Source organism: Cobetia amphilecti, from assembly GCF_020217465.1.
GTDB classification, from domain to species: Bacteria; Pseudomonadota; Gammaproteobacteria; order Pseudomonadales; family Halomonadaceae; genus Cobetia; species Cobetia amphilecti.
On sequence record NZ_CP084115.1, the window covers coordinates 738,524 to 761,442 of the forward strand.

The window sequence follows — 22,919 nt, forward strand, 5'->3', positions numbered from 1 at the left end:
GGCTGCCCATGGGCAGCCCTTCGTGTGTCTTGCCAGCAGTCCTTCGCTTGTCTTGCCAACAGCGCTGTCGGGGCTAGCGACCCACCAGCCAGCCGATCCATTCATGCAGTGCCCAGCGCGACTGGGTCAGCGCGGAGCTGTTGGGGATCCAGGCATCGATGCCCAGCCCGGAGACCGTGGTGTAGCCCACCGGCGCCGGGATGATGGTGCGGAAGCCCTGGTTCTGGAAATTGCGCATCGCGCGCGGCATGTGCCAGGCGCTGGTCACCAGCACGATCTTGTTGATGTCGTCCTGCTCGAGCATCTCGCGCGTGAAGAGTGCATTCTGCTGGGTGTTCTCGCTGCGATTCTCCAGCCAGCGCGCCGGGTAGTCGAATTCATCGATCAGCGAGCGCTGCATCAGCTCGGCGAGGGTGCCGTCATCGGAAGACGATACCTTGCCACCGGTGAGCAGAATCGGCAGCTCCGCGTTGCGGGCCACGCGGACGCCTTCGTCCAGGCGGCTGAGCGTCTCGCCATTGATGCGATCGCGGCCCTGCAGCTCCGGGGCGTCGTAGTAGCGTCCGCCGGAAAGCACGACCACGGCCTGCGCCTGGATCCACTCTGCCGGCTCACTGGGCTGAATGCGCTCCAGCCCTGACATCAGGCGCGTGGAGACGACAGGCGAGGACAGCAGCCACATGCCCAGAATGGCCACGACCATCATGGCGCGTGCCAGGCCCGGCCAGCGCTTGAGCACGAGCATGGCCAGAAACAGCAGCAGGAGAGGCCCGCCGGGCGGCAATACCAGGTCCTTGATGATGCCGAGTAACTCGGTGATGCCCATTGTGGTCTCGCTTGTGCAGAGGCAGTGCCGGGCATCGGCCCGGCAACGGGTAAGGTTGAGCGTTCAAGCGTCTGAGGCCCTGGGGACTCACACGTTCTGGCCCTCAGGCGTCCTGCGGGCGTTGACGGCGCGCCTTGAGGCATTCGTTGATGCCCAGCACAAGGCCCGGCGCCAGCAGCAGCGCGATCAGGATCCACACCGGCAGTAGGCCGTAGTGCATCCAGGGCGTCATGCCCAGTTGCAGGCGGATATCGCCAGTGACGGTGGCCTCCTCGAACTGGGGTGCCTGGGCGATGATCTCACCCTGCGGCGAGATGATCGCCGTGACGCCATTGCTGGTGGCCCGCAGCAGATAGCGGCCGTTTTCCAGCGCGCGCAGCTGAGCCATCTGCAGGTGCTGCAGCGGGCCGATGGAGTGACCGAACCAGGTGTCGTTGGAGACGGTCAGCAGCACGGTAGAGCTCAAGGCGCGCTGGCGGACCAGCTCCGGATAGACGATCTCATAGCAGATCGCCACGCCGATACGCAGACCGCTGACCATCAGTGGCGGCTGCTGGCTGTCGCCTGACTGCATGCTCGACATCGGCAGGTCCAGGAAGCCGATGATGCCCCGCAACCAGCTTTCCAGCGGCACATACTCGCCGAAGGGCACCAGGTGCTCCTTGCGATACTGGGACGACGGGTCATCGATGGGAATCACGCTGTTGTAGAAGCGATTGTCGGCGTCACGCTCGACGATCCCGGTGATCAGACCGGTCTTGGGCGGCAGAGTTGCCTGGATGCGCTCGAGGAAGGGCTCGGCCTGATCGCGCAGCATCGGCAGTGCCGTCTCCGGCCAGACGATCAGGTCGGCATCGTCCTGCACGGCGTGCGTCATCGCGGCGTAGGTATTGGCCGCACGACGCTGCCCTTCGGCACTCCACTTGATCAACTGCGGCAGGTTGCCTTGCAGCAGGGCGACGCGTGCCGGCTGGCCGCCGGACTGCGTCCAGCTGGTCGGCAGCAGCAGACCCGCGCTCCACAGCACGAGTAGCGGCGCGATCGCCCACCAGCGGCGACGCAGCGCCAGATTCCACAGCAACGCCCCGGACAGCGCGATGATCAGCGAGATACCGTAGACGCCAAGCACCGGCACCCAGCTGGCCAGCGGCGAGCCTACGGCGCTGTTGCCCAGCAGCAGCCACGGGAAGCCGGTGAAGGCCCAGGTGCGGAACAGCTCGCTGAGCACGAACACCGCGGCGAATGACAGCACATCGAGCTTGCGCGAGCAGAAGCGCTGCCACAGGCCCATCCACAGCATCGGGAACAGCGCCATGCAGGCCACGAACAGCATCGTCAGCAGCACCGCCAGCGGCATGCCGGTATAGCCATAATCATGGATCGAGACGTAGACCCAGCTGGCTCCGCTGCCGAACAGGCCGACCCCGAACCACCAGGCGCGCAGGAAGCCACCGCCTTCCATGCGCAGCGCCCCGTAGAGCAGGCCTGCGCCGATCGGGCCCAGCCACCACTGCTCGAAGGGGGCAAAGCTCAAGGTGACCAGTACCCCGGCAATGATCGCCAGTACATTGGCCAGCAACGAGGCGCCCGGGAAGCTCCTCGCGCGGGGGGAATCTGACATGCCGCTCTCCTTGTAAAATGCCAGACACATCGGCGGATGTGTCTGGCATTGTCCTCTATCGGGTCAGCCTGTGATCAGGCCATGAATCACTCGCCGCTGATGTGCGCACGATGCTCGGCCGAGGGCGGCGCGTCACCGGTGGCATCTTCCAGACGACATACCTGTACCTGACGAATGCGACGATTGTCCGCATTGAGCACCGTGAAACGCCAGCCAGCGAAATCGGTGGATTCCTGACGGCGCGGCATGTGACCGAAGCGCTGGATCATCAAACCGCCGATGGTGTCGAATTCCTCATCGGAGAAGTCAGTATCGAAGTGCTCATTGAAGTCATCGATGGTGGTCAGCGCGCTGACGGCGAATTGGCCATCGCCCAGCTCGCGGATGTCCTCATCCTCATCGGTGTCGTGCTCATCCTCGATATCCCCGACGATCTGCTCGAGGATATCCTCGATGGTGACAAGGCCTGCCGTGCCGCCGTACTCGTCGATGACCACCGCCATGTGATTGCGGGTCTCGCGGAATTCCTTGAGCAGGCTGTTGAGGCGCTTGGATTCGGGGATGAACATCGCCGGACGGATCGCTTCGCGCAGATCGAAGCGCTTGCGCTCGCTGTCATTTTGCAGAATCAGCGGCAGCAGGTCCTTGGCCAGCAGGATGCCGAGCACCTCGTCGAGGTTCTCGTCGATGACGGGATAGCGGGAGTGAGCCGATTCGAGAATCAGCGGCAGGTACTCCTCCGGGCGCTGATCGACCTGAATGGCCTGCACCTGGGAGCGGGGGATCATCACCTCGCGCACCTGCTGGTCGCTGATTTCCAGCGCGCCTTCGATGATGGCGATGGCGTCCTGATCGAGGTTGAGGCGTGGGCCTACCTCAGCCAGAAACTGGAGCAGCTCGCTACGGGAGCTGGGTTCGTCGGTGTCGCTTGAGAAGGCGCCGAACAGCTTATCGAGCCAGGTTTTCGATTGGCTTCCCGATCGGTCTTCGCTCATGCGTTAGTTTCTCTTTTCCTCGGTGGCGATACCCCATCGTCGTGGTGGTATCGGGGCAGCCGAGTGACCCGGGGACAAGCCCCGAGTCACCCGACGGCGGGTGCTGCCGGTGCGCAGGGGCGCCGGCATCAGTGATTCTCTTCCCGGTAGGGGTCGGCGATGCCGAGCCCTGCCAGCACATGACGCTCGAGCGCTTCCATGCGTTCGGCTTCATCGTCCTCGATATGGTCATAGCCGAGCAAGTGCAAGGTGCCATGGACCAGCATGTGGGCGAAATGATTTTCCAGCGACTTGCCCTGTTCCCGCGCTTCGCGGGCGACGACATGCACGCTGATGATCAGGTCGCCCAGAAAGCGCTGCTCATCAAGAACTTGTTCATCAAGAGCCTGCTCAGCCGCGGTCTCGGGAGCCGCAGAGCCGAGGGCAGAAGACGCGGTGCCAGAAGTCGAGAAGCCAGAAGGCGCGGCATCAGAGACGTCTGCCTCATCAGCTTCGCTCATGGCGTCTGACGCCAGCATGACATCGTCGCTGTTGTGACCGTCGAGACCTTCCTCTTCACCGGCGTCCAGATCGCCCTCCGGCATGCCCGCAAGCGGCAGGCTGTCGTCATCGCCTTCCTCGGCGAAGCGCGCAGCCAGTTCCGGCGGCAGGGCGAAGTCGTCCAGATCCAGCGGCTCATGCGGGAAGGACAGCACGTTGGTCGGGGAGTCCTTGCCGCGATAATCGCGATTGAGGCCCTGACTCTCGGCTTCTTCCACCAGACGCACGGTCAGCTCGTACGGCGCCGCGGCGTCGCTGGCATCGCGCTCCAGCGCGCCGTCTTCCGCGGCGGCCAGCAGCGCAGCCGCCACCCAGGCTTCCAGCTGATGGCTGGCCGGCAGCAGCTGGCCATCGAATTCACTCTCGCCGATGGCCAGTTGCAGGTCCACGACGACCGCAGGGGCTTCGCTCACTGGCTACCTCCCGTCGGGGTGCTGGCAGGCGGCACGTTGCTCTGGGCATTCAGCGCCGCCATGCGGGCTTCGCGCTCGGCCTGACGCTGCTCGCGACGCTCGCCTTCCTGCTGCTCTTCCGCGGCTTCGAAGGTGTCGTAGGCCTCGACGATGCGCTGCACCAGCGGGTGACGCACGACGTCCTTGGCCAGGAAGCGCGTGATGCTGATCCCCGGCGTGTCCTTGAGGACCTCCATCACGTGCGCGAGACCTGACTGGGTGCCACGTGGCAGATCGACCTGCGAGACGTCACCGGTGATGACGGCGGTGGAGCCGAACCCGATGCGCGTCAGGAACATCTTCATCTGCTCGCGCGTGGTGTTCTGGGACTCATCGAGAATGATGTAGGCGTTGTTGAGCGTCCGGCCGCGCATGTAGGCCAGCGGCGCTATCTCGATGATCTGGCGCTCGATCATCTTGTTGACGTGCTCGAAGCCGAGCATCTCGTACAGGGCGTCGTAGAGAGGACGCAGGTAGGGGTCGATCTTCTGGGCCAGGTCCCCCGGCAGGAAGCCGAGCTTCTCGCCGGCCTCGACCGCCGGACGCACCAGCAGGATGCGTCGCACTTCGTTGTTGTTGAGCGCTTCCACGGCAGCGGCGACGGCAAGGTAGGTCTTGCCGGTACCGGCCGGGCCGATGCCGAAGTTGATGTCGTGATTGCGCATCTCGGTGACATAGCCCTGCTGATTGAAGCCGCGCGGGCGCACCAGCACCTTGGGCGTGCGGATCACCACATCACCGTAGGTGGCGCCCTGGTCCTCGGCGGCCTCGACCAGCGCCTCGACGCCGGATTCCTGCAGGAACAGATGAACGGTCTCGGCATCGACTTCGCCGGCGCCGGTCTCGCGATACAGATGCTCCAGCACGTTGGCGGTCGCCTTCACGGCGGCCGCGGGGCCTGCGATCTGGAAGTCGTTGCCGCGGTTGCGCAGGGTGACACCGAGCCGGGATTCGATCAGCTTGAGATGCTCGTCGCGCTGGCCGGTCAGGCTGGCCAGACGCTGCGGGTCTGCCGGCTCAAGCGTCATGTTGAGAATGCGATTGGCTTGCTGTGACTGGTGGCTCAAGGCGTCGAATATCCTGATAGTGATGAGTGACGATGATGCTTGGCGATGAGGGGCAGCCGCGATGGCGGATGCACGCGCTCGATGCACGGGGCGTTCTACCCGCCACGGCGCATGACGGCGCCATTTCAGTGTCAATGGTGACGCGTTGCCGAAGTCTCAAGAGAGCTTAATGCGCGATGGCCGTACAGGGCAATTGTCCTGTACGGCCAGCGTGGCTATCTGCTTGATAGTGGGGGCTGATGGCGCCTCGTCAATGTCGTGAGCGACGAGCGATCAATAGCGGTAGGGCGAGCTGAGCTCACCGCGCAGCGAGTTGGGGTAGGCCTCGGTGATCTCGACATCCACCAGGTAGCCGATCAGCTCGGTCGGGTTGGCGGCGCGGAAGTTGACCACCCGGTTGTTCTCGGTGCGCCCGGACAGCAGGCCCGGGTCACGCGGCGAGAAGCCGGAGACCAGGATGCGCTGGGTGGTGCCGACCATCTTGCGACCGATCTGCATCGCCTGCTGGTTGATGCGCTCCTGCAGGATGAGCAGGCGCTCCTTCTTCACCTCTTCCGGAGTGTCATCTTCCAGATTCGCCGCCGGGGTGCCCGGACGCGCGGAGTAGATGAAGCTGAAGGAGTGATCGAAGCCGATCTGGCCGATCAGGTCCATGGTGTCCATGAAGTCCTGATCGGTCTCGCCCGGGAAGCCGACGATGAAGTCGGAGGAGAAGCTGATGTCCGGACGCAGCGCGCGGATGCGTTCGAGCTTGTCGATGTAGAGGTCACGCTCGTGGCCGCGCTTCATGGCCGCCAGGATGCGGTTGGAGCCCGACTGCACCGGCAGGTGCAGGTGGCTGACCAGCTCCGGGATCTCACCGAAGGCCTCGATCAGCGAGTCCTTGAACTCCAGCGGATGCGAGGTGGTGAAGCGGATGCGGTCGATGCCCTCGACCTGCGCCACGCAGCTGATCAGCTCGGCGAGGTCGATCTCCTCGCCCAGCTGGTTGAGACCGGCGTAGGCGTTGACGTTCTGGCCCAGCAGGTTGATCTCGCGCACGCCCTGGTCGGCCAGGTGGATGACTTCATCCATCACCTTCTCGAAGGGACGCGAGACTTCCTCACCGCGGGTGTAGGGCACCACACAGAAGGTGCAGTACTTGGAGCAGCCTTCCATCACCGAGACGAAGGCGCTGGCACCGTCGCTCTTGGGCGCGGGCAGGTTGTCGAACTTCTCGATCTCGGGGAAGGTCACGTCGACCACGGAAATCTGCTTGAGGCTGTCGCGGCGGGTGTCGAGCATCTTCGGCACGCGGTGCAGGGTCTGCGGGCCGAACACCATGTCCACATGCGGGGCACGCTTGCGCAGGTTGTCGCCTTCCTGGCTGGCCACGCAGCCGCCGACGCCGATCACCAGCTCCGGGTTCTTTTCCTTGAGCTTCTTCCAGCGTCCCAGCTGGTGGAACACCTTCTCCTGCGCCTTCTCGCGGATGGAGCAGGTGTTGAGCAGGATGACGTCTGCTTCGGATTCGTCGCTGGTGACTTCCATCTGATGCGATTCGCCGAGCAGATCCGCCATGCGCGCGGAGTCATACTCGTTCATCTGGCAGCCGTGAGTCTTGATGAAGAGTTTCTTCGCCATTGCCTTGTGTGAACGCTCTGAGCTGCGCGCCCGGGCTTCGTGCGCCTCGCGCCCGGGCACATGATGGCGGCGGGCAGCGTCAGCGGTCAGGAGAAGCGGGCGCGACTTGTAATGAATGAGCCCCGGCGCCGATGGCTGGCCGGGAATCGAGGGCGCGACGATACTGTGCCAAGCGGCACGCTGATCGGGTCGAGGCCAAAATCGGGACGGCACAGTATAGGAGTCTGCCGGCCATGCGGCCAGCCCTGTCGCATCGCTGTCAGCAATGAGGAGGATGCCTGCCAACCACCGGTTCAGCCTGATGGTGGCTGTGGTATCCTCACGAGAAAGCCCGCGCATGCCCTGACGCTACAACAGGGGCTTGGCATGTTTCATAGTTATCAGGCAGGTGTTGCGCAACGCACATCAGGCTGTCAATGGCTTGATTTGTTGAGGTTTTCATGCCGATAGCCCGGCTGCCTGAGCTGGTTAAAATTTGATCGATTTGTTGGCGGGGCAGGCATTTCGCCGTGCGCAGACCTGCCCCTTTGAGGTTGTCCCAAGACTTATCCACAGAAAGTGTGGATGTCTGAAGACACTGAAATGACAGTCTCGGATTTTTCTCGCGGCAATTTCGTTACCGTACGTCCAAGCGCGACAGCGATGCCAGGCAGGACGCCTTGCATTGCGCAACCTGGCAGACACCGCATGGGCAGACAGGGCGAGCCTTCCTTCGCCCAAAAGCGGTCGATCATGTTCGGCATGTGGGGACGCAGGATTCAGCGCGCTTGCTCCTTGTGCCCACACGCCTGACACGGTCGGCTTACGCCCTTAGACAGCCATGAAGAACACGATATGACGCGATTCTCCATTACCAGCACCCCTTCATCTTTCGGCCTCCTGTCACCCCGATCGCCGTGTTCGACGCTTGCGCGCTCACTGCGCCGTGTGGTGCTGGGGGCTGGCGTCGCCGGCAGCCTGCTGCTGGGCGCACCGCTGGCCAATGCGGCCACCGACCGCTGGGTCGCCGATGACCTCACCACCTTCGTGCGCAGTGGCCCGACGGATGGCTACCGCATCGTGGGCACGGTGGAAGCCGGCCAGCCGGTCGAGCTGCTCGAGGTCCAGAATGACTACAGCAAGATCCGCACCGCCAGCGGTGACGTGGTGTGGATTCCCTCCGCTGACCTGCAGGACACCCAGAGCGTCAATGCCCGGGTGCCCGAGCTGAGCGCCAGGGTCAAGGAATTGACTGCCAAGCTCGATGGCATCAATGAGGAGTGGGAAACCCGTGTCGAGGACATGAAGACCGGCCTCGAGACGCGTCAGGCGCGCATCGAGGAGCTTGAGCAGGCCAGCAACAGCCAGTCAGCCGAGCTTGCTCAGGCGCGCAGCAAGATGCAGGACATGGAAACCAAGCTCGATACCAAGAAGCAGGACCTGCTGATGCGCTACTTCATGTACGGCGGTGGCGTGGCGGGTGTCGGCCTGCTGGTCGGCCTGATCGTGCCGCACCTGCCGCGTCGCAAGAAGAAGCGTCACGGCTTCCTGTAAGGCATCCCGGTAACCGATAGCAGAGGGAGTGCGCCAGCTCATGTCGGCACAAGACACGACGATGGACGCGACGCCGGCCAGTGACCCTTGGCTGGCGCGATGGCAGGAAGGGCGGATCGGCTTTCATCTGCCCGCCACGCATTCGGCGCTGGAGCGCTGGTGGCCGCGGCTTGAGATCGCGGCGGGCGCCAAGGTGCTGGTGCCGTTGTGCGGCAAGAGTCTCGACATGCGCTGGCTGGCGGCGCAGGGCTATCCGGTGCTGGGCATCGAGCTTGCACGCCAGGCCTGTGAGCAGTTCGTCGCCGAAGGCGCCGGGGATGTCTCGCGCTATCGGCTGGAGCACTTCGAATGCTTCCGCCAGGGCATGGTCGAGCTGTGGTGCGGAGACTTCTTCCACTTCCATATCGACCATGTCGATCATCTGGACGCCTTCTATGATCGCGCCGCGCTGATCGCCTTGCCGTCGGCCACCCGGCAGCGCTACGCCTTCCATCTGGCGCAGCTGCTGCCCCCGGGCGCGCGTGGCCTGTTGATCAGTCTCGAGCGGCAGACGGAGCAGCATCAGGGCCCGCCGTTCCATGTCGCCGAAGACGAGATTCGTCAGCTTCTGAGCGCCAACTTCACGCTTGAGGTGCTGGAGCGTCGCGCCCCGGATGAGCGCGGTTTGCGTGAGACGGTATGGAGTCTGGTGCGCAAGGGACCGCGTCGCTGACGACTCAGGGGTGACCTTGTCAGTCAGGTCCAGTCTTCTTGAAGGTCCAGTCCTCATGAAAAACGCCACCGCCGCCCAATGGGCGGCGGTGGCGTTTTCGTTGGTGGCGAGCTGCTGATCGAACTTGCTGATCGAGCTTGCTGATCGAACCTACTGGTCGAGCTGGCGGATCAGCGTAGTGTCCTGGAAAGCGCGAGTCAGCGCATCGCCGATCACCTCAGAGACCATCTCGGTGTTCTTCTCCTGGCTCGGCTTGAGGGCATAGCCCTGATCACGCGTCGCGGTATAGCTGCCGGTATAGCGCTGCTTGCCGGACACGGCGACGGCCTTGATCACGCCATTGAGTGTCGCGGTATCGGTGATCAGGCCGCCACGCTTCACGCCATAGGCCAGCTCGGTCAGCGAGATGGTCAGCTCTGCTGCGCCCTGGTTGGCCTGCTCGGCGGACACCGGCACGAAGCCCATGCGGCGCAGGGCGCTGACGGTCTGGGCCTCAAGCTTGGGTGTCAGGTCGCCGGTCGGCACGACCAGATAGCTTGAGGCATTGGTGGCGCCATCGCGAGAGCCGATGCGCTCTGACGGACGCTCATCGAGCACATCCACCACCACCTGTTGCCCGTGGCCGACCACACCCATCTCGCCGACCTGCGGATTGACGTACAGGCGTTGCGGGCTGGTGCCGCAAGCGCTGAGAAGTGCCGCCGTGGCGATCAGTGCCACGCTCATGCAGGTGGTGCGCAACTTGTGCATCATCATCGGGGTTCCTGGGCCTGAGGCCGGTTGTCATGGGAGTCATCTCGGCCATCCGTTGCCAATATCTCGCCTGCAGCGCGGGATGGCCGGAGCGCAATGGCGCGAGTATAGGGCCAGAATGGCGCACGGGCGTAGTGGAAATTCAGGCTCACGGCTGTCCTCTGCAAGCGACAGTGGTCGAGGTATGGCCCATAGCCCATGGCTCATAGCTCATGGCTCATGCACCGTCGACGCGTCTGCTCAAGGCCAGCAGGCCCAGCAGCGGGCCGGGCAGCAAGGCCAGCAGCAGCAGGCTGCCGTGGCCGACGATCAGCGGCGTGAGCAAGGCGATCGAGACCAGCGACAGGCTGAAGCCGAAGGCATTCATCATCGCCAGGGCGCTGGCCTGCAGCTCGACCGGGGTGCCGCCCGCGGCGAGTGCCGAGAACTGCGGCGAGTCGATCACGGCCAGAAGGCTCCACAGCGCCAGCAGTGCCAGCAGCACGCCGTAACTGGCCTCAAGCTGCGTGGCGGCGACGAAGACCAACGTCAGCGTCACCGAGCCGGCGAGCCCGAGACGCGCCACCCACAGACTGCCGCGACTGCGCGAGAGCCAGCCCCCGATGACACAGCCGGGCGCGCCGATGGCGATCACCAGGAAGCTATGCCAGGCCAGGGTGGCAGGAGAGAGCGTCACGCCTGTCGCGCTGGCCATCTGGGTCAGCAGCAGAGGTGTCAGCGCCCACAGGGTGTACAGCTCCCACATGTGGCCGAAGTAGCCCAGTGCGCCGCGCACGAAGCCGGGATATTGCCAGGCCGCCAGGCCTCGAGTGGCACGCGTGAGAAAGGTGTTGCGGCCGTCTTTCGCCGCTGGTGCTTGACGGGGCGCCGAGGTGGCTTTGGCCACCGGTGGGGCCAGCATGGCGACCAGACCGGCACCGACGATGGCCAGCAGCGAGGCGGTGCTGATGGCCGCGCCCCATGGCAGCTGCATGCCTTCGCCCTGTTGCAGTGCGGCCAGCGCATGCGGCAGCCCGGTGCCAAGCACCAGCATGCCGACCAGCCAGGCGAGTGCGGCACCGGCACGGTCCGGTGCGGTCTGCACCATCAGCTTCAAGCCGATGGGGTAGATGCCGGCCAGTGCCAGCCCCGTCAGCACGCGCAAGCCTGAGGCGCTCAGTAGTCCCGGCGCGATCAACAGCGCCAGATTGGTCAGCGCGCCCAGCACGCAGGAAGCCATGAACAGATGGCGCGCCGCGAAGCGGTCCGCCAGGCCGGCAAGCCCCAGCACCAGGGTGCCGACGATGAATCCGCCCTGCACCGAGGAGGTCAGCTGGCCGAGTGCCGCGGCGCTATCGCCGGCGAAGTCCCAGCTCGCCAGCATCGGCGTGAGTACTGCATTGGGGGTGAACCACAGGCTGGTGCCGAATAGCTGCGCCAGGGCGATCAAGGCGACCGGATAGCGGTTGGCCCATTGCCGCCAGCCAGAGATGGGCGGCGTGAGTGACTTGGTTGAGGACACGAGGGCACCTTGTAGGGCTGATGGCGTGATGGCACGGCAAGACGCGAACGGGCGACACCGAAGTGTCGCCCGTCACAGATAGCCCGCCCCAACAATGGGGTCAAGGCGTCATTGATGGGGCAGCTCGGCGATGCGATGCAGAGACTACCCCGTCGTAGCCATCGTCTACAGCCCCATGGCCGAAGAGGTGGAGCGACGCGGGTCAGCACCGCCGTAGAAGGTGCCGTCGTCGATCATGATCGACTGGATGGCGCCCATGGCGTCCTTGGTCACCACCTTGTGGCCCATCGCCTCGAGCAGACGGATGGTGTCCTTGCTGATGCCTGCCTCGATGCGAATCTCGTCCGGCAGCCACTGGTGGTGGATGCGCGGTGCGCTGACCGCCGACTGGATGTTCATGCCGTGGTCGATCACGTTCATGATCACCTGCAGCGTAGTGGTGATGATGCGCGAGCCGCCGGGGCTACCGGTGACGAGGAAGTTCTTGCCATCCTTCATCACGATGGTCGGGCTCATGGAAGACAGCATGCGCTTGTTCGGCTCGATCTTGTTGGCGACGCCACCGATCAGGCCATAGGCATTCGGCACGCCCGGCTTGGCGGAGAAGTCATCCATCTCGTTGTTGAGCAGGAAACCTGCGCCATCGACCACGATGCCGGAGCCGTAGCTGAAGTTGATGGTGTAGGTATTGGAAACGGCCAGACCATTGCCATCGGCAATCGAGAAGTGGGTGGTCTGATTGGACTCATACGGCTGCGGCTTGCCGGGCTTGACCTCACTGGAGGGCGTTGCCTTGTCGAGCTCGAACTGGGCGCGCAATTCCTTGGCGTAGTCCTTGGAGATGATGCCCGACAGCGGCACATCAACGAAGTCGGTGTCGCCCAGATACTCGGAGCGGTCGGCGTAGGCGCGGCGCATCGCTTCTGCCATCACGTGGATAGTGGCGGCGGAATTGAAGCCCATCGCCTGGATGTCATCGCCTTCGAGCATGTTGAGAATCTCGACGATGTGCGCGCCGCCGGAGGAGGGCGGGCTCATCGAGAAGATGTCGTAACCGCGGTAGGTGCCGTGGACCGGTTCGCGGATGGCCGGCTCGTAGGCCTTGAGGTCATCCAGCGTCATGATGCCGTCGTGGCGCTCCATCTCGGCGACGATCAGCCGGGCGGTCTCGCCCTCGTAGAACTCGCGCGCACCATTGGCGGCGATGCGCTTGAGGGTCGCGGCCAGTTCCGGCTGCTTGAACAGCTCACCCGCTTGATAGTTGCTGCCATCCGGCTTGTAGAACACCTTGGCGGTGCTGTCCCACTTGGCCAGGCGGTCCTTGGCATCTCTCAAGCCCTTGGCGAAGCGTGTCGGAACCACGAAGCCGTCTTCGGCCAGCTTGATGGCCGGGGCGAGCGCCTGCTCGAGACTCAGGGTGCCGTAGTCTTCCAGCGCCTTGGCCAGGCCAGCGACGGTGCCGGGCACGCCTGCCGCGCGGTGGGTGAAGCGCGACCACTCGGAGACCGCCTCGCCATTCTCGTCCTGGAACATCGTCTCGCTGGCCGCCGCCGGGGCCTTCTCGCGGTAATCGATGGCCACTACTTCGCCGGTCTTCTCATCCGACACCAGCATGAAGCCGCCGCCACCGATGTTGCCGGAGCGCGGCTGGGTCACGGCCAGCGCGAAGCCTGCCACCACGGCGGCGTCGACGGCATTGCCGCCATCGGCCAGCACATCGCGTGCGACCTGAGAGGCCAGATAGTGGCTGGTCGCGACCATGCCGTGCTGACCTTCCTGGGGGTGGAAACGCTCGCCTTCCAGAATCGCGGAAGACTCGGCGAAGGCGGCGGGAATCGCCGTCGGTAGCAGACCGGCCAGCGGCAACAGTGCGGCGGCGGCCAGCGCCTTGAGATGTCTGCGGTTTGCGAGAGAGGTGTCGAACATGAGAGGTGTCGGTTCCTGTTATCGTTATAAGAGATGCGACATGACGCGTGCAGTGCGAGGAACATGCGCAGAAGGCCAGCGAGCTGCTCACTGGGCCGAGAGAACAGCTTAACTATCAGTTGCTAATGCACCAATTTCAACTTTGCACGGCAATATTCTTGTTGGCGTCTGATCTGGGAAGGGGATGAGGGCTTGGTGTGAGGGCGGCTTGAGGGTGTGAGTCGCAGTGGAGTGCCTGGCGTGGGCCGGCGGCGACGGATCGGCAGCGACGGACCGGCAGGCTGGCGGTGCACATTCACACAGCGCCTGTCTTTTGTGAGAGGGTGGCGTAAAATGCCTCTTCCACTTCTCGCTGGCGCCTGATGACATGTCTGAACTACTGCCGAATGACTTCAAGATTGCCCCGTCGATCCTCTCTGCTGACTTCGCCCGCCTGGGGCAGGAGGTCGAGGATGTGCTGGCCTCCGGGGCCGATATTGTCCACTTCGACGTGATGGACAATCATTACGTGCCCAACCTGACCATCGGGCCGATGGTGTGCAAGGCGCTGCGTGATTACGGCATCAGCGCCGAGATCGATGCCCACCTGATGGTCACGCCGGTCGACCGCATGATCGGTGACTTCGCCGAGGCCGGTGCCAGCTACATCACCTTCCATCCGGAAGCTTCCGACCACGTCGATCGCTCGCTGCAGCTGATTCGTGATGCGGGCTGCAAGTCCGGTCTGGTATTCAATCCGGCCACGCCGCTGTCCTACCTCGACTACGTGATGGACAAGGTCGACATGATCCTGTTGATGAGCGTCAACCCGGGCTTCGGTGGTCAGTCGTTCATCCCCGGTACCCTCGACAAGCTGCGTGAAGCGCGTCGTCGCATCGATGCCTCCGGCTACAACATCCGTCTCGAGATCGATGGTGGCGTCAAGGTCGACAACATCGCCGAGATCGCGCGTGCCGGTGCCGATACCTTCGTGGCCGGTTCCGCCATCTTCAATGCGCGCAGTGACAGCGATGCCAACCGCTACGACAGCGTATTGGCGAAGCTGCGTGCCGAGCTTGCCAGCGTGCGCAGCTGATCGCGTGACGGATGACAGCGCGCGAGCTGGCGAGGCAGTCGACGGCTCGGTTCACGGCGCGGCGCTCAGCGAGTGGTCGCTGTATGTGCTCGAGACGGCCCAGGGGCGCCTCTACACCGGTATCAGTACCGATGTGGCGCGCCGCCTGAGCGAGCATGAGGGCGGCAAGCGCGGTGCGCGGGCGCTGCGCGGCAAGGGGCCGCTGACGCTGTGTTATCAACAGGTGGTCGGCGATCGCTCGCGGGCGCTCAAGCTCGAGTATCGCGTCAAGCAGTTGAGTGTGGCGGCCAAGCGCCGCTTGATCGCCGGTGAGATGACACTGGACAGCCTGCTCGGCGAGACCTGACGGTCTGCTTGATTGAATGCGTGAAATGAAAACGCCCCCGACGGAATCCGTCGGGGGCGTTTTGTTGACTGGCGACCCTGCCGGGCAGGCAGGCTCAGTCTCAGTGCAGTTTCATCTTCGGGCGCAGGTAGCGGTTCAGGCCATCGACCACCACCGTCATGCCGGTCTTGACCACGCCGTGGATCGCCATCTGGTGCATGCGATACAGCGAGGCGTAGAAGAACTTGGCCAGGCGGCCCTCGATGAACAGCGAACGCGCCGAGGCACCGCGCATCAGCGAGCCGACGGCATCGAAGTGCGCCAGCGAGATCAGCGAGCCGTGGTCCTTGAATACGAAGTCCTTGAGCGGCTTGTTGGCCATCGCGGCGCGCAGGTTCTTGACCATCAGGCTGGCCTGCTGGTGAGCGGCCTGGGCGCGCGGCGGGACGCGCTTGTCATCCGGCTGCGGGCAGCTGGCACAGTCACCGAGGGCAAAGATGAACTCATCATCAATGCTCTGCATGGTCTGGTGCACCTTGACCTGATGGTTGCGCTCGGTGGACAGACCCAGCTCGGACAGGAAGGCGGGCGCACGGATACCGGCGGCCCACACGCTCAGGTCGGCTTCGATCAGGGTGCCATCGGCAGTGGTGATGCCGCGTGAGTCGGCGCAGGTCACCCGGGTATCGACGTGGATATCGACGCCCAGCTTGGTCAGCTCCTTGGCGACCGGCTTGCCGATGCGTTCCGGCAGGGCGGGCAGGATGCGCGGTGCGGCCTCGATCAGGTGGACCTTGACCTGGCGGTCTTCCAGCGAGGAGAAACCGTAGCTGTGCAGCATCTTGGAGGCATCGAACAGCTCGGCGGAGAGCTCGACCCCGGTGGCGCCGGCACCGATGATGGCGACGTTGAGCTGCTGGCGCTCACATTCCTCGCCGTTGGCGCTGAAGCGCAGGAAGGTGTCGAGCATGTCGCGGCGGAATTTCTCGGCCTGCTGCGGGCTATCCAGGAAGTGGCAATGTTCGGCGACGCCTTCGGTGCCGAAATCATTGGACACGCTGCCCAGTGACAGTACCAGATAGTCATAGCTGAGCTGGCGGGCGGGCAGCAGCACGTTGCCCTTGGCATCGTGGATGGCGGCCAGGGTCAGCTGCTTCTCTTCGCGCTCCAGGCTTTCCAGGGTGCCGCGCTGGAACTTGTAGCCGTGGGCCTTGGAATGGCCCTGGTAGGAGACTTCATCGAGACCGGAATCCAGCACGCCGGTGGCCACTTCGTGCAGCAGCGGCTTCCAGATGTGCGTGGAATTGCGGTCGATCAGAATGATCTCGGCTTTCTTCTTGCGGCCCAGCTTGTGGCCCAGTTTGGTGACGAGTTCCAGACCGCCGGCGCCTCCGCCAACGACTACGATGCGGGGAATGGCCATTGAGTGCTCCTCAGTGACAAGATTGATGGGAAGGTGTGAAAAGTGTCGGCCGGCTATCGAGTCAGGACATGCAAGGCCCGGAGTCGATAACTGGCGTCGCGATACCGCTATGATAACAAGATAATGAGCGTGCTAAATAGTGCTGCATGCGCGAAATGTCGTTATTTTACGTATATTCGCCATGTGCACGCGAGAACTCGGTGTTGCGCTTTTGGCACCTACACGAATTCTGTCGCTGAAAAGGAGCAAGGATGCACGATCATCCCACATTCACAGGTCCGGTACATCCGTCGCTCAGGGCGATCGAGATGGTCGCCTTCGACCTCGATGGCACCCTGATCGACTCGGTGCCGGACCTCGCCCATGCGATCGACTGCATGCTTGAGCAAGAGGGGCTGGCGGCGCAGGGGGAGGCGCGGGTACGCGACTTTGTCGGCAATGGATCGCGGGTACTGGTGGAGCGCGCCCTGGCAGCACATGGCCTGGCGACCGATGACCTGGCGCGGGTCGAGCAGGCGCATCAGAGCTTTTTGGCACATTACGCCGCCGACCCCAGCTCGCGTACGCGACTCTATCCCGGCGTGCGGGAATGCCTGGAGGGGCTGCGCCAGGCCGGGATCCCGCTGGTGCTGATCACCAACAAGCCGGAAGCCTTCATCGAGCCGCTGCTTTCGCACTTCGCGCTGAGCGAGCATTTCGCGCTGGCGCTGGGCGGCGATAGCCTGCCGACGCGCAAGCCGGACCCCGCGCCCCTGCTGTTCGCCGCCGAGCGGCTGGGAGTGGTGCCGCGTCAGGCCTTGATGGTCGGTGACTCGCGCCACGATATCGCGGCAGGCCGCGCCGCCGGTTTCCGCACCCTGGCGGTGCCTTACGGCTACAACCATGGCGAGCCGATCGCGCGCAGCCACCCGGACTACCTCGTCGACTCACTCGCCGAGCTGGTCGTGGCTGGCTGAGTGACGCTGATTGATGGGAATTGATTGGAATTGATTGACAGAGCGAGGCTGGTGTCCCGCCCGGGCGCACAGTGAGGCATGAGATGGCAGAACTTGCCTCCACCAGCGCTGCCGCCAGCGACCCGCGATGATAGACTGAGTCCCAGACAAGCCGGCCCTGTGTCGGCAACGCACCCTCCGTGGAAGGAACTGCAGGTCATGATGACCCCACAACACTTCGCTGAACTGGCCGAAGCCGGTTACAACCGCATTCCCGTCACCCGTGACGTGCTGGCGGATCTCGACACGCCACTGTCTACCTATCTCAAGCTGGCCGACATGCCGTGGACCTTCCTGCTGGAGTCCGTGCAGGGCGGAGAGAAGTGGGGGCGCTACTCCATCATCGGCCTGCCGTGTCGTGAGCGCATCGAGGTGCGTGGCCAGGTGGTCTCGCATCTGATCAATGGCGAGCAGACCGGCATGACCGAGGTCGAGGACCCCCTCGACTGGATCGAGCAGTTCCAGACCCGTTTCCGTGTGCCGGTCATCGACGGTGCGCCACGCTTCAATGGTGGTCTTGTCGGCTACTTCGGCTATGACACCGTGCGTTATATCGAACCGCGCCTGCGCGGCGTCGAGAAGCCGGACCCGCTGGGCGTGCCGGACATCCTGCTGATGGTCGCCGACGAGCTGGTGATCTTCGACAACCTGTCCGGGCGTCTGATGCTGTTGACCCACGCCGACCCGGCAACGCCGAACGCCTACGAGGCTGCCTGCGAGCGTCTCGAGCGCCTCGAGATCCAGCTGCGCAGCGCGACGCTGAATACCGTCAGCCCCGGCACCGGCGGCGAGCCGGTCAAGGAGACCGACTTCACCTCCGGCTTCACCGAGGAAGGCTTCAAGGGCGCAGTGGAGAAGATCAAGGAATACGTGCTGGCCGGTGATGTCATGCAGTGCGTGCCGTCGCAGCGCATGTCGATTCCCTACCGCGCCGCGCCGCTGGATCTCTACCGTGCACTGCGCAGCCTGAATCCTTCGCCGTACATGTTCTTCTTCAACCTGGATGACCACCACGTCATCGGCTCGTCGCCAGAGATTCTCTCGCGTCTCGAGGATGGCGAGGTCGCGGTGCGCCCGATCGCCGGTACCCGCGTGCGCGGCGCCACCGAAGAGGAAGACCTGGCGCTGGAGAAGGACCTGCTGTCAGACCCCAAGGAAGTCGCCGAGCACCTGATGCTGATCGACCTGGGTCGCAACGATGCCGGTCGCATCAGCCAGACCGGCAGCGTCAAGGTGACGGACCAGATGGTGGTGGAGCGCTATTCCCACGTCATGCACATCGTCTCCAACGTCACCGGCAAGCTGAAGGAAGGCCTGGGGCCGATGGACGTGCTGCGGGCCACCTTCCCGGCAGGCACCCTGTCCGGCGCGCCGAAGATTCGCGCCATGGAGATCATCGATGAGGTGGAGCCGGTCAAGCGCGGCATCTATTCCGGCGCGGTGGGCTATCTCTCCTGGCACGGCAACATGGATACCGCCATCGCGATCCGCACCGCGGTGCTCAAGGACAAGGTGCTGCACGTCCAGGCCGGCGCCGGCATCGTGGCCGATTCCGTGCCGCAGTCCGAGTGGGACGAGACACTCAACAAGGGGCGTGCCCTGTTCCGTGCCGTGGCGATGGCGGAGCGCGGTCTGGACAATCTGGACTGATCGGCGCGTCAAGCATTTCGGGAGTGACTCGCCAGTGTTCGCGGGTCACTCCCTGCAATGGCGCATGTGATTGACACTCCTGGCAGCTCAACGCACTATTGACCCATGACGCTACGTAACCCGCAAGACCTCAGCCAGCAGTGGTGGCGCTCCTGACAAGGGGGCGGCTTTCGCATGTCTGAAGTTCGAGGACGTACGACCAGAAGAATGCCGCCGACCAGGGCGGCATTTTTGTTGCTGGACGGCGGGAACGACACCACAGGAGAGCGGGCAGGCCGGTCAATCACGGCGCATGATCCGCTCCCGAGAATGGACACTGACCATGCAGACATTCACTTCGCAGGACGCCAGCACGCCACGCGTGCTGATGATCGACAACTTTGACAGCTTCACCTACAACATCGTCCAGTATCTGAGTGAGCTGGGCGCGGAAGTGCTGACCGTGCGCAATGACGCCATCACGCTCGAGCAGATCGAGGCGCTCGGCGCTTCACATCTGGTGCTGGGTCCGGGGCCGTGCACGCCCAACGAGGCCGGCATCACGCTGGAAACCATTCGCCACTTTGCCGGCAAGCTGCCGATTCTGGGCGTGTGCCTCGGTCACCAGGCCATCGGTCAGGTCTACGGCGGCAAGGTGGTACGTGCGCCCCAGGTGATGCACGGCAAGACCTCCGCCGTGCGTCACGACAACAGCGGTGTCTTCGCCGCGCTGGCCGAGCCGCTGGAAGTCACGCGTTATCACTCGCTGGTGGTCGATCGCGAAAGCCTGCCCGAGTGTCTGATCGTCACCAGCTGGACGGATGATGACGATGTCACGCCGCAGTTGATAATGGGCCTGCGCCATCGCGAGCTGGATGTCGAAGGCGTCCAGTTCCACCCTGAGTCGATCCTGACATTGCAGGGTCATGAGCTTCTGGCTAACTTCCTGCGTCGCGGCGAGGCTGTGAAAGCCGCCTGAGCGGGCGTTGATCGCAAGAGTCACATCCTATTTTTTCATGCGTCAGCCACCGAGGCTGGCGCCTGCGGAGACACAACATGCAGATGCGTGAGGCGATTGGCGCCGTGATGCGCCGCCAGCACCTGAGCTACGACGACACTCATGCGGTCATGACGGCCATCATGACCGGCGAGGCGACCCAGGCGCAGATCGGGGCCTTGCTGATGGCGCTGTCGATGAAGGGCGAGACCGTCGATGAGCTGGCCGCCGCCGCCCAGGTGATGCGTGAGCTGATGACGCGCGTCACGGTGCGTGCCACCGATGCAGTGGATATCGTCGGCACCGGCGGTGATGGTGCCAACCTGTTCAATGTCTCCACGGCGGCAAGTTTCGTGGTGGCGGCCGCCGGTGGCCATGTGGCCAAGCATGGCAACCGCAGTGTGTCGTCATCGTCCGGCAGTGCCGACCTGCTTGAGTCGGCCGGCATCAATCTGGCGCTGGACGCCGAGCAGGTCGCACGCTGCATCGATGATATCGGGGTCGGCTTCATGTTCGCGCCCAACCATCACGCCGCCATGAAGCACGTGATCGGCCCGCGCCGCGAGATGGGCGTGCGTACCATGTTCAACATCCTCGGTCCGCTGACCAATCCTGCCGGCGCCACCCGTCAGGTGCTGGGGGTCTATGACCCGGCGCTGGTACCGCTGATGGCCGAGGTGCTCAAGCGCCTCGGGGCCGAGCATGTGCTGGTGGTGCACAGCGATGATGGTCTGGACGAGATCTCGCTGGCGGCACCGACGCTGGTCAATGAGCTCAAGGATGGCGAGATCCGCGAATACCGCATCGCGCCGGAAGACTTCGGCATCGCGCGCCAGTCGCTGGAAAGTCTGGCAGTGGAGACCTCGGACGCCAGCCTCAAGCTGGTGCAGCAGGCGCTGCGCGGTGATGAAGGCCCGGCCAGCGACATCGTGGCACTCAATGCCGGTGCGGCCCTTTACGTGGCGGGCATCGCGGACAGTCTCAAGGAGGGTGTCAGCATTGCCGAGGACGTGCAGGCCAGCAAGCTGCCGTTCGAGAAGATGAAGGAATTGGCGGATTTCACCCGTGTCTACGCCCAGGTCAATGATGAAGGAGCGACCCGCTGATGAGCACCGAGCAGACCACTGACAAGGCATTGCCGACCATCCTGGCCAGGATTCTGGCGCGCAAGGAAGAAGAGATCGCCGAGCGCAGCGCCGCGGTGAGCGAGGCGGACCTGCAGACTCTGATCGAGAAACAGAGCGCGCCGCGCGGCTTCATCGAGGCGCTGACGTCGCGCATCGACCGTGGCGAGCCGGCCATCATCGCCGAAGTGAAGAAGGCGTCACCCTCCAAGGGCGTGATCCGTGAAGATTTCGTGCCCGCCGAGATCGCCGTGGCTTACGAGCAGGCCGGTGCGGCCTGTCTGTCGGTGCTCACCGATGCCGACTTCTTCCAGGGGCATGAGGACTTCATGATCGAGGCGCGCGACGCCGTCTCGATTCCGGTGATTCGCAAGGACTTCATCATCCATCCGTATCAGGTGCTGGAAGCGCGTGCCATCGGCGCCGACTGCATCCTGTTGATCGTCGCGGCGCTGGACGACGCGCGCCTGAGTGCTCTGTATCGTCAGGCGCGTGAGCTGGGCATGGATGTGCTGGTCGAGGTGCATGACGGCGAAGAGCTCAAGCGTGCACTGGCGCTGGGCATCGAACTGGTTGGCATCAACAACCGTGACCTGCGTACCTTCGAGACGTCGCTGGAGACGACGCTGGACCTGCTGACCGACATGCCGCAGGGCGTGCGTGTGGTCACCGAATCCGGTATCCATACCCGTGACGACGTGGCGAAGATGCGCGACGCCGGTGTCCATGGCTTCCTGGTAGGGGAGGCCTTCATGCGCTTTGATGATCCGGGTGAAGGTCTGCGGGGATTGTTCTTCGGGGATTGATAGCCGGTAGTTGGCGTTATTCGTTATCTTGTGGATAACAAAATCCCGCATGGCTATGCCATGCGGGATTTTTCATGCCTGTCTGCTGACTTCTGTCCAAAGGCGTGAGGCCGTCATCCTGCTGGAGGCCTGTGGCCGCCATCAGGTACAGGGTCAGGCGTCTGTCTTGACGCTCTCGACTCCCTTGCGTGCCGTGAGCAGAGCCTCGGCGATTTCCTCGACCCCGGCGCCATGACTGTGGCGTGTCACCCAGCTGGGCTCCCAACCGAGTGCCGCACGGTGCTGGATGATGTTGGCCACGCCCACGGTGTGGCGGAAGGTGGCGAACATCGGCGCATCATTGGGCGCATCGCCGACGTACATCACCTCCTGCTCCAGCTGCATGCGGTCCAGGCCGAAGGTCTCGGTGAGGACCCGCACCGCCATGCGCGCCTTGTCGAACTCGCCCTGCCACGCATTGATGTGGATGGAGCTGGCGCGCGCCTGAATACCGGCGGCCGTGAAGCCGGCGATGATGGCGCGTATCTCGCTCTGGGCCAGCGGGCCGACCGCCTGACAGTGGTCCACCGCGACATCGGCGAAGCGGAAGGGCTGGTCCTGGGCCAGTGCTGCGCGCGGATGGTTGAGCAGCAGCTGGCGGGCGACGGTCATGACATGGCGCTGGCGAGCGCGCAGGCGCTGCTCGTCTTCCCACCAGGTGGTGAGGATGCGCTGCCCCTGGCGGCGGAAGGCAAAGGCGCCGTTCTCACCGATCACGCTGGCGACCGGCCAGGCGCGTGCGATGTGATCACACCAGCCCGCACAACCGCCCGTGACGGGGATGACCTTGATGCCGGCGGCATCCAGGCGCTCCAGCGCCGCCAGCGTCGATGCCGCGAGACGCCCTTCATGGGTGAGGGTGTCATCGATATCGGTCAACAGATACCGGATACCCGACAGGGTGCTGGCAGGACAGTGGGCGAAGGCTTGCATGGTGATTCCAGAAATCCTCAGAAG

Annotated in this window: 20 protein-coding genes; 9 read left to right on the forward strand and 11 right to left on the reverse strand. The window is 64.0% G+C overall.

Annotated features, from left to right (window positions below; translation table 11 throughout):
• Positions 1-73: 73 nt before the first annotated feature.
• The 6 genes from LCW13_RS03115 to miaB all read right to left on the reverse strand — a co-directional run bounded on the left by LCW13_RS03115 (position 74) and on the right by miaB (position 7,124).
• Complete coding sequence (locus tag LCW13_RS03115; RefSeq protein WP_043335281.1) at positions 74-826, reverse strand: YdcF family protein; 753 nt, start codon at positions 824-826, stop codon at positions 74-76.
• A 103-nt stretch (positions 827-929) separates the two neighbouring features.
• On the reverse strand, positions 930-2,447 hold the full coding sequence (gene lnt / locus LCW13_RS03120; protein WP_225347569.1) for an apolipoprotein N-acyltransferase: 1,518 nt from the start codon (positions 2,445-2,447) through the stop codon (positions 930-932).
• 86 nt (positions 2,448-2,533) lie between these two features.
• Positions 2,534-3,442, reverse strand: a complete 909-nt coding sequence (locus tag LCW13_RS03125) for an HlyC/CorC family transporter (RefSeq protein ID WP_052384764.1) — start codon at positions 3,440-3,442, stop codon at positions 2,534-2,536.
• A gap of 128 nt (positions 3,443-3,570) precedes the next feature.
• Entirely contained in the window at positions 3,571-4,395 is an 825-nt protein-coding gene (ybeY, locus tag LCW13_RS03130) for an rRNA maturation RNase YbeY (protein ID WP_404813661.1), read from the reverse strand.
• The gene (locus LCW13_RS03135) at positions 4,392-5,501 is read right to left on the reverse strand and encodes a PhoH family protein (protein ID WP_052384763.1); all 1,110 of its coding nucleotides are present in this window, start codon (positions 5,499-5,501) and stop codon (positions 4,392-4,394) included. The genes ybeY and LCW13_RS03135 overlap by 4 nt, the downstream gene beginning before the upstream one ends.
• A 273-nt stretch (positions 5,502-5,774) precedes the next feature.
• The gene (gene miaB, locus LCW13_RS03140) at positions 5,775-7,124 is read right to left on the reverse strand and encodes a tRNA (N6-isopentenyl adenosine(37)-C2)-methylthiotransferase MiaB (RefSeq protein WP_043335279.1); all 1,350 of its coding nucleotides are present in this window, start codon (positions 7,122-7,124) and stop codon (positions 5,775-5,777) included.
• A gap of 834 nt (positions 7,125-7,958) precedes the next feature.
• Between miaB and LCW13_RS03145 the strand changes: the two genes are divergently transcribed.
• Positions 7,959-8,657, forward strand: a complete 699-nt coding sequence (locus LCW13_RS03145; RefSeq protein ID WP_082388145.1) for a TIGR04211 family SH3 domain-containing protein — start codon at positions 7,959-7,961, stop codon at positions 8,655-8,657.
• Positions 8,658-8,697: 40 nt separating this feature from the next.
• Positions 8,698-9,369: a thiopurine S-methyltransferase gene (tmpT, locus tag LCW13_RS03150; RefSeq protein WP_225347570.1), complete on the forward strand. Its 672-nt coding sequence runs from the start codon at positions 8,698-8,700 to the stop codon at positions 9,367-9,369.
• Between the two features lie 150 nt (positions 9,370-9,519).
• On the opposite strand, the gene LCW13_RS03155 is transcribed toward tmpT, so the two are convergent.
• From LCW13_RS03155 to ggt, 3 genes are all read right to left on the reverse strand, one after another.
• On the reverse strand, positions 9,520-10,125 hold the full coding sequence (locus tag LCW13_RS03155; protein WP_052384762.1) for a YajG family lipoprotein: 606 nt from the start codon (positions 10,123-10,125) through the stop codon (positions 9,520-9,522).
• A 214-nt stretch (positions 10,126-10,339) separates the two neighbouring features.
• Positions 10,340-11,623, reverse strand: a complete 1,284-nt coding sequence (locus LCW13_RS03160; RefSeq protein WP_225347571.1) for an MFS transporter — start codon at positions 11,621-11,623, stop codon at positions 10,340-10,342.
• A gap of 165 nt (positions 11,624-11,788) precedes the next feature.
• Positions 11,789-13,549 carry a gamma-glutamyltransferase gene (ggt, locus tag LCW13_RS03165; protein WP_225347572.1) on the reverse strand — a complete coding sequence of 587 codons (1,761 nt, stop codon included), beginning with the start codon at positions 13,547-13,549 and terminating at the stop codon, positions 11,789-11,791.
• Positions 13,550-13,916: 367 nt separating this feature from the next.
• Between ggt and rpe the strand changes: the two genes are divergently transcribed.
• Together rpe and LCW13_RS03175 are read left to right on the forward strand one after the other, a co-directional pair.
• On the forward strand, positions 13,917-14,624 hold the full coding sequence (gene rpe, locus LCW13_RS03170; RefSeq protein WP_043335268.1) for a ribulose-phosphate 3-epimerase: 708 nt from the start codon (positions 13,917-13,919) through the stop codon (positions 14,622-14,624).
• Between the two features lie 4 nt (positions 14,625-14,628).
• Positions 14,629-14,970 carry a GIY-YIG nuclease family protein gene (locus tag LCW13_RS03175; RefSeq protein WP_225347573.1) on the forward strand — a complete coding sequence of 114 codons (342 nt, stop codon included), beginning with the start codon at positions 14,629-14,631 and terminating at the stop codon, positions 14,968-14,970.
• Positions 14,971-15,070: 100 nt separating this feature from the next.
• Here the strand turns inward: LCW13_RS03175 and LCW13_RS03180 are convergent, their stop codons facing one another.
• Positions 15,071-16,372, reverse strand: a complete 1,302-nt coding sequence (locus LCW13_RS03180; RefSeq protein WP_043335266.1) for an NAD(P)/FAD-dependent oxidoreductase — start codon at positions 16,370-16,372, stop codon at positions 15,071-15,073.
• A 251-nt stretch (positions 16,373-16,623) separates the two neighbouring features.
• On the opposite strand from LCW13_RS03180, the gene LCW13_RS03185 reads away from it, so the two are divergent.
• The 5 genes from LCW13_RS03185 to trpC all read left to right on the forward strand — a co-directional run bounded on the left by LCW13_RS03185 (position 16,624) and on the right by trpC (position 21,923).
• A complete protein-coding gene (locus tag LCW13_RS03185) occupies positions 16,624-17,328 on the forward strand; it encodes a phosphoglycolate phosphatase (RefSeq protein ID WP_225347574.1) in 705 nt (234 codons plus the stop codon).
• A 201-nt stretch (positions 17,329-17,529) separates the two neighbouring features.
• On the forward strand, positions 17,530-19,017 hold the full coding sequence (gene trpE, locus LCW13_RS03190) for an anthranilate synthase component I (RefSeq protein ID WP_225348101.1): 1,488 nt from the start codon (positions 17,530-17,532) through the stop codon (positions 19,015-19,017).
• A gap of 322 nt (positions 19,018-19,339) precedes the next feature.
• Positions 19,340-19,975, forward strand: a complete 636-nt coding sequence (locus tag LCW13_RS03195; RefSeq protein WP_225347575.1) for an anthranilate synthase component II — start codon at positions 19,340-19,342, stop codon at positions 19,973-19,975.
• Positions 19,976-20,052: 77 nt separating this feature from the next.
• Positions 20,053-21,099, forward strand: coding sequence for an anthranilate phosphoribosyltransferase (gene trpD, locus LCW13_RS03200; protein WP_043335260.1), 1,047 nt, complete (start codon positions 20,053-20,055; stop codon positions 21,097-21,099).
• Positions 21,099-21,923 (forward strand): indole-3-glycerol phosphate synthase TrpC, encoded by an 825-nt coding sequence (gene trpC, locus LCW13_RS03205; protein WP_213114585.1) that lies wholly within the window; start codon positions 21,099-21,101, stop codon positions 21,921-21,923. The genes trpD and trpC overlap by 1 nt, the downstream gene beginning before the upstream one ends.
• A 153-nt stretch (positions 21,924-22,076) precedes the next feature.
• On the opposite strand, the gene LCW13_RS03210 is transcribed toward trpC, so the two are convergent.
• Complete coding sequence (locus tag LCW13_RS03210) at positions 22,077-22,895, reverse strand: HAD-IIB family hydrolase (RefSeq protein WP_107335461.1); 819 nt, start codon at positions 22,893-22,895, stop codon at positions 22,077-22,079.
• Between the last annotated feature and the right edge of the window lie 24 nt (positions 22,896-22,919).